This is a genomic window from Lyngbya sp. CCAP 1446/10 (assembly GCF_026130175.1).
Lineage (GTDB): Bacteria > Cyanobacteriota > Cyanobacteriia > Cyanobacteriales > Microcoleaceae > Microcoleus.
In genome coordinates, this window is record NZ_JAIGNI010000070.1 from 21,413 (window position 1) to 27,445 (window position 6,033).

The 6,033-nt window shown below is 45.2% G+C and carries 5 protein-coding genes and 2 pseudogenes; 4 read left to right on the plus strand and 3 right to left on the minus strand.

Annotation, left to right across the window (positions count from 1 at the left end; all coding sequences use genetic code 11):
- Position 1: 1 nt before the first annotated feature.
- On the minus strand, positions 2-175 hold the full coding sequence (locus tag K4039_RS23200; protein WP_265238878.1) for a hypothetical protein: 174 nt from the start codon (positions 173-175) through the stop codon (positions 2-4).
- A gap of 68 nt (positions 176-243) precedes the next feature.
- Here K4039_RS23200 and K4039_RS23205 point away from each other — a divergent pair, with 68 nt between their 5' ends.
- From K4039_RS23205 to K4039_RS23220, 4 genes are all read left to right on the plus strand, one after another.
- On the plus strand, positions 244-1,299 hold the full coding sequence (locus K4039_RS23205) for a hypothetical protein (protein ID WP_265238879.1): 1,056 nt from the start codon (positions 244-246) through the stop codon (positions 1,297-1,299).
- A 73-nt stretch (positions 1,300-1,372) separates the two neighbouring features.
- A complete protein-coding gene (locus K4039_RS23210) occupies positions 1,373-2,431 on the plus strand; it encodes a Fic family protein (protein WP_265238880.1) in 1,059 nt (352 codons plus the stop codon).
- A gap of 343 nt (positions 2,432-2,774) precedes the next feature.
- A complete protein-coding gene (locus K4039_RS23215; RefSeq protein WP_265238881.1) occupies positions 2,775-3,314 on the plus strand; it encodes a hypothetical protein in 540 nt (179 codons plus the stop codon).
- Between the two features lie 477 nt (positions 3,315-3,791).
- Positions 3,792-4,004 carry a hypothetical protein gene (locus K4039_RS23220; RefSeq protein WP_265238882.1) on the plus strand — a complete coding sequence of 71 codons (213 nt, stop codon included), beginning with the start codon at positions 3,792-3,794 and terminating at the stop codon, positions 4,002-4,004.
- 115 nt (positions 4,005-4,119) lie between these two features.
- Here K4039_RS23220 and recG read toward each other — a convergent pair.
- Together recG and K4039_RS23230 are read right to left on the minus strand one after the other, a co-directional pair.
- Positions 4,120-5,871 (minus strand): annotated as a pseudogene (gene recG, locus K4039_RS23225) (ATP-dependent DNA helicase RecG); the annotation flags it as partial.
- Positions 5,872-5,902: 31 nt separating this feature from the next.
- Positions 5,903-6,033 (minus strand): annotated as a pseudogene (locus tag K4039_RS23230) (ISKra4 family transposase); the annotation flags it as partial.

A 6,033-nucleotide genomic window follows, 5' to 3' on the forward strand; every position in this document is an offset into this window, starting at 1 on the left:
TTTAGTATCCTCCGTTGATGCAGGTGTGGTAATAATCGCGGCGTGCTTCGATTTGAGTAAGTGCAGCCATTGTTTCGGGTTCTAACTCAAGAGAAACCTGTTGGTCGTTGTGAATTTTGTTAACTCGTTGAGTATGAGTTGTTTTGTGGGAGTTTGATTGGGTAACTTTTTGCATATAGTTCAAAAAGATTTTCTTAAAAATAGCGCGACAGCGCTCTTAAAAAAAAAGGGAGATTTAAAGAGATGAGTTATCCAATAATTTTGTACCCAAAATTGATAATAGAGTTCTGTCACCAATATCCTTTGCCAGAGGTAAGTTCTAGTTGTGCCACATCATCCCCAATTCAAGAAACTCAAGAATTCGGGCAATCTGTTGTTTTGTCTCAACCACCTCAACCACCTGTAGTGTTACCTGTCAAGTTGCTGTGGTTAATTTGGTTGTTTTGGCTCTATGGTGCGATCGCTCTTGGGCTGTTAACTATTGCGTGGGGTTTGCTGTGGTGGGAGTTGCTGTTGGTAGTAACTGCTTATTCATGTTTAATTGGCGCTGCTTATAGTTATGTATTCGGTTGCCGTCAAAAACTGCTATCCAGATACAAGCAGCAGGTTATTGAGTACAAAGAACAAGAGATCTTATCCAAAAGACAGCAGGAAGTTTCTAGTTGTAAGCTGGGAAGAGAACGGTTGCAGACAGTTTCAAAAAGTGTCCGAAATGACTTACAGTACAGAAATCGATTGCTCAAGGACTTGATGTCACTTAGGGTTAGTTCGACAGGCATATCTCAAGCTCAGCAAGGAGTGAGTGAAGAAAAGTTTTTGCTGAGCTTGCAGCGGTATTTCGAGGGAGTTTTACAGGGGGCGGAGTTTGAAATTCCGTTATCTCGGAGGAGTTATTCAGCAGATTTTACTGTCATTCACACTCCATCTGGGATAGGAATTGATGTGGAGATTGATGAACCTTATGCTGGCAAATCTAAAAAGCCAACTCACTGCTGCGATGTTGACCGCGATCTCCGCCGCAATCAACTATTCTTAGAGTGGAATTGGATTGTGGTTCGGTTTACTGAAAAGCAGGTGGTTCAGGCTCCTTTGAGCTGCTGCAAATTTATTGCTCTGGCGATTGCGGAAGTAACGGGCGATCGCTCTTTTTTAGAGCCACTGAAAACTGAACCCGATTTGCTGAGCGTCAAACCCTGGACAACGAGAGAGGCAAGGGCTATGGCGAAAAGCAATTATCGCCTTACCTATTTACCTGAATTTGGTGCTGATTCTGTTGGCGATCTGGTTTCAAAGTTTTGATTGACCGCACGCAATATCCGAGTTATTGACTGCAATAAATGTTTATAATTAATACAAAGGAGATTAGATAGATATGCTATCATTTGAAGACGGGTTCATTGAAAGTCAACAGCTCAACCAAAGACTTCTTCAAACGATTCGCTTGATTGGAGAATACAAGGGAAAGCAGGAGTTATTCAAGCAACAAGCCCCACAAGTTTTAGGCACTTTGCGCCAAGCTGCGGTTATTCAGAGTACCGAATCTTCTAACCGCATTGAAGGCATTACGGTGCCGCTAGAACGTATTAAGAAATTAGTAACAGAAAAAACAACGCCGCGCGATCGTTCTGAACAAGAAATCGCGGGTTATCGGGACGTGCTAACCACAATTCACACCAGTTATACTCACATTCCTTTTAGTACAGGTGTCATTTTACAACTGCACCGCGACCTTTACCAATTTGCTGTTAATACAGGCGGGCGCTGGAAAACAGTGGATAATGAAATTAGCGCTACTTATCCTGACGGGACTAAAGTGGTGAGGTTTCAACCTACTCCCGCTTATGCTACTCCTGCGGCAATGGAAAGCCTGCAAGAACGGTTTAATCGCCTCTGGGAATCTGGTGAAATAGAGCCGTTATTGCTGATTCCCAGTTATATCTTGGATTTCTTGTGCATTCACCCATTTGTAGATGGAAACGGGCGAATGGCAAGGTTGTTGACGCTGTTGTTGCTGTACAAAGCGGGTTACGAAGTAGGGCGATTTATTAGTTTAGAACGGATTGTAGAACGAACTAAGGAAAGCTACTACGATACGCTTGATCAATCTTCCCAAGATTGGCATGAAAGACAGCATAACCTATTACCTTGGTGGGAGTATTTCTTAGGAGTCATGCTGCTGTCGGCTTATCGAAAATTTGAGCAGCGGGTGGGTTATGTTACCTCTGCAAAAGGAACGAAAACGGCGATCGTATTGGATGCAATTAATAATTTACCTCAAGAATTTTCCATTAGAGAGTTACAAGAAAAGTGTCCGACGGTGGGCATTGATTTGATTCGGCGTTTATTGCGCCGGGAGAGAGATGCTGGACGTTTGCACTTGGAGGGGGCGAGGGGTAGATGCTCGCTGGCAAAAGCAGTAGAGGAATTATAGCGCTCCTCAAGCAAGTGAGATATTTAGGGATTAATCAAAAATTCCTCAATTCCCCACTCTAAAATCTAAAATCTAAACCTGTACCTCATGTACCTGAGAAAAGCTATATGCACAATCAACTGGGTGTTTAGATAAAAATTGACCACCAGTTGCAATTATTTATAGTTCCTAGTTTATTGACGATCACCTGTTAAAAGCAGAATATTTAACGATCGCCCGCTATGATATTTCAAGCGGAGATAGGGACTTCTTCACCACCAGCCACACGGGCTGGCTAAAAAACTCAGCCTCCCGGCAAACTTAATCCGGTACACCTCGCTTATTCGCTATTCGCGAATGTAGAATGAAGGAAAGTGAGCGATCGCCAAAAGTGATGCTAAAACCCCAAGATATAGTTGCAATATTAAAAGTCCACACTTGGCAGTCAGCTCCCTGGACGTACAGCACCCTTGCCAAAAGCTTAGGTATGAGCGCGTCAGAAGTTCACGCAGCACTTTCTCGATGTGAAGCAGCAGGCCTCTATCAGGGCGAAAATAGGACGATTGTGAGGCAAGCACTGCTTGAATTCTTGGTTCACGGACTGCGCTATGTGTTCTACACCCAACCCGGCCCCTTAAGTCGGGGAATGCCAACCGCGCATTCGGCCCAACCATTGAAAAGTAAGCTGGTTGCCTCACCTTTGGAAGCTTATGTATGGCCAGATCCAGACGGTATGGTGAGGGGGCAAGCGATCGCGCCCCTGTACCGCTGTGTCCCCCAAGCGGCCAAGAAAGATCCAGAACTCTACGCTTTACTTAGCCTGATTGACGCACTCAGGGTAGGTCGGGTGCGGGAGCAACGCTTAGCAGAAGGTGAACTTGAAAACAGGCTCGTCACTCTATGAACCAGCAGATATGGATGCTGGAAACAGTCGCCCGGGTACTCTCTCAAGTACCCGCTACCATCGTCTTCTATTGAGGGGCAACAATATCGCTTTATCTGGATGAAGCTGCGGCCCCCGACATTCGACCTACTGATGATGTTGATTGTGTCGTCGAAATCATATCCAGAGCTGAATATTATCGGCTCTCAGACTTGTTGCGAACTCTCGGACTTCAAGAGAGTACAGAGCCGGGCGCACCGCTGTGTCGCTGGCAGTATGAGGGCATTTTAATTGATGTCATGCCGTGCGACTCCTCTGTATTAGGCTTTTCCAATCGCTGGTACAGGCCGGGTATTGCTAACTCTATTTCTTACCAACTCCCAAGTAGTAGGCAAATTCTAATTTTTTCAACGCCTTACCTTCTAGCTTCCACGCATAGAAGCTTTCATTGGTAGAGGTGGGGGTAACTTTTATTTTAGTTCTGATATTGAAGACATCGTGGCATTACTCGACGGGCGTTTTACTTTGTTTGAGGAAGTGGAGCAAGCAGACGAAGAAGTGAAAGCATTTTTATCAACATGGTTTAGAAATGAGTGGAAAAATCTGTGTGACATCGGGCCGACGTTCCTCTCACCTGCTGCTAGAAATTCTGGTCGTGCTCGATTGTTATTGCAAAGAATTGAAAAGCTAGCGATATTAGTTGACTGCTAGCAAGACACGGCAGCGAGCCCGAGTCTGGTGACGAGGGCTACAGCCATGCACTTTTTTGACAATTATAGGCTCAAAACCCTTGCAGGGACTACTTTTCCTATCAATTCAGCAATTCCTAATTAAGTGGTGCTTCTGCATCGAGTTTGTTAACCTGCTGTCGCCGGAACAATTCTTGTGAAAGTTTGGGCCACCGTTGCAGAGTGGGGTCTTTTGCAATTACCAACTGTGCTGCTTTCCTAGCTTGCTCTAGTATGGCCTGGTCGTTGATTAAATCAGCCTTGACAAGTTCTGGCAGTCCGGCCTGCTGGGTTCCTAATACCTGACCTGGCCCTCGCAATCTCAAATCTATCTCTGCTAGAAAGAAGCCGTCTTGCGAAGTTTCCATTACCTTCAGCCGCTCTCTCGAATTGCTGGATTTGGAATCGCTCACCAACAAGCAGTAAGATTGTGCCGTACTCCGTCCTACCCGGCCTCTGAGTTGGTGCAATTGCGACAGTCCAAATCGTTCCGCGTGTTCGATTAACATGACTGTGGCATTGGGGACATCAACTCCGACTTCAACAACCGTCGTGGACACGAGAATTTGAGTTGTATGGGCAATAAAGTTGGCGATTTCTGTTTCTTTTTCGGCTGAACTCATGCGGCCGTGTAGCAGCCCGATATTGACATTGGGGAAAACATTTTCACTCAAATATCGATGTTCCTCAATGGCGGCTTTGAGGTCAAGCTTTTGGGATTCTTCGACAAGTGGCAAAATGATGTAAGCTTGATAGCCCAGTTGGATTTGTTGTCGAATTTTTTCGTAAGCTTTGTGGCGAGTTCTACTCGTAAATAGCTGAGTTTGAATTGGCTGTCTTCCCGGTGGCAATTCGTCCAGTAGGCTGATATCTAAATCTCCGTGCAGTGTCAGGGCTAAAGTTCTGGGGATGGGTGTGGCTGTCATTGTCAGGATGTGAGGGCTAAGGCCTTTTTGCTGCAACTTGAGCCGCTGTTGAACTCCAAATCGATGCTGTTCGTCGATCGCCACTAAACCCAGTTTCTTAAAGCTTACCGTATTTTGAATCAGTGCGTGAGTACCGATTAGCAAGGGAAGAAGCCCCAAGTTTAATCCTTTGGCAATCTCTTGGCGACTCTTAGCTGTTGTGGAGCCTGTTAACAGCGTTACAGACAATCCCAGCGGCTCAAACCATTCACTGAGTTTGCGGTAGTGTTGGGAAGCTAACACTTCAGTCGGTGCCATTAGTGCTGTTTGATAACCGGATTGAATTGCTGCAAGGATGGCGACTGCTGCTATTACTGTTTTGCCGGCACCGACATCCCCTTGTACTAAGCGATTCATCGGAGTTGGTTTGCTCATGTCTGACAGAATTTCATCAATGACTCTTTGTTGTGCTTTGGTAAGGGTGAAAGGCAGATTTTTGTAAAATCGAGATAGCAGTTTTCCTGTTGAGCTTAGGGAGTATCCTTGCTGTTGTTGCAAGGTATATCGGTGCTGTAACAGCCTTAATTGCAAGTAGAAGAATTCATCGAAAACTAAGCGGCGGCGGGCAGATTCGAGGGTCTTGCTGTCAGGGGGGAAGTGGATATGTGCGATCGCTTTTTGGATAGTTATTAACCCAAAACGTTTGCGAAGTCCTTGTGGCAGCGGGTCTTCAATAAAACCAACACAGTCAAGTGCTGCACGAATACAATGCCGGACTAGCTCGTTAGTTAAGCCTTTAGTTAAGCGGTAAACTGGTACAATAGAGGTCGTGCTGGCTTTAGCATCTTCAAAGCTAACAACTTTAACTGTTGGGTTGCTGATGGTTTTACCATAGCTATCTTGTTTGACTTTTCCTGTCACTAATACAACAGCGCCTTGTTTGTAAAGTTGGGTGCATCTCACTTTGGCAAATACATCAAATTGAAAGTTGACCGTTGAGATAAGCACAGCGAAGAGAAAGGATAGAGGGAACGCTCTCAATCTTCCATTGCGCTCCTGATATTTTCACCCTGAATCCAATTCGTTTAATAATTGATTCAACTGTTC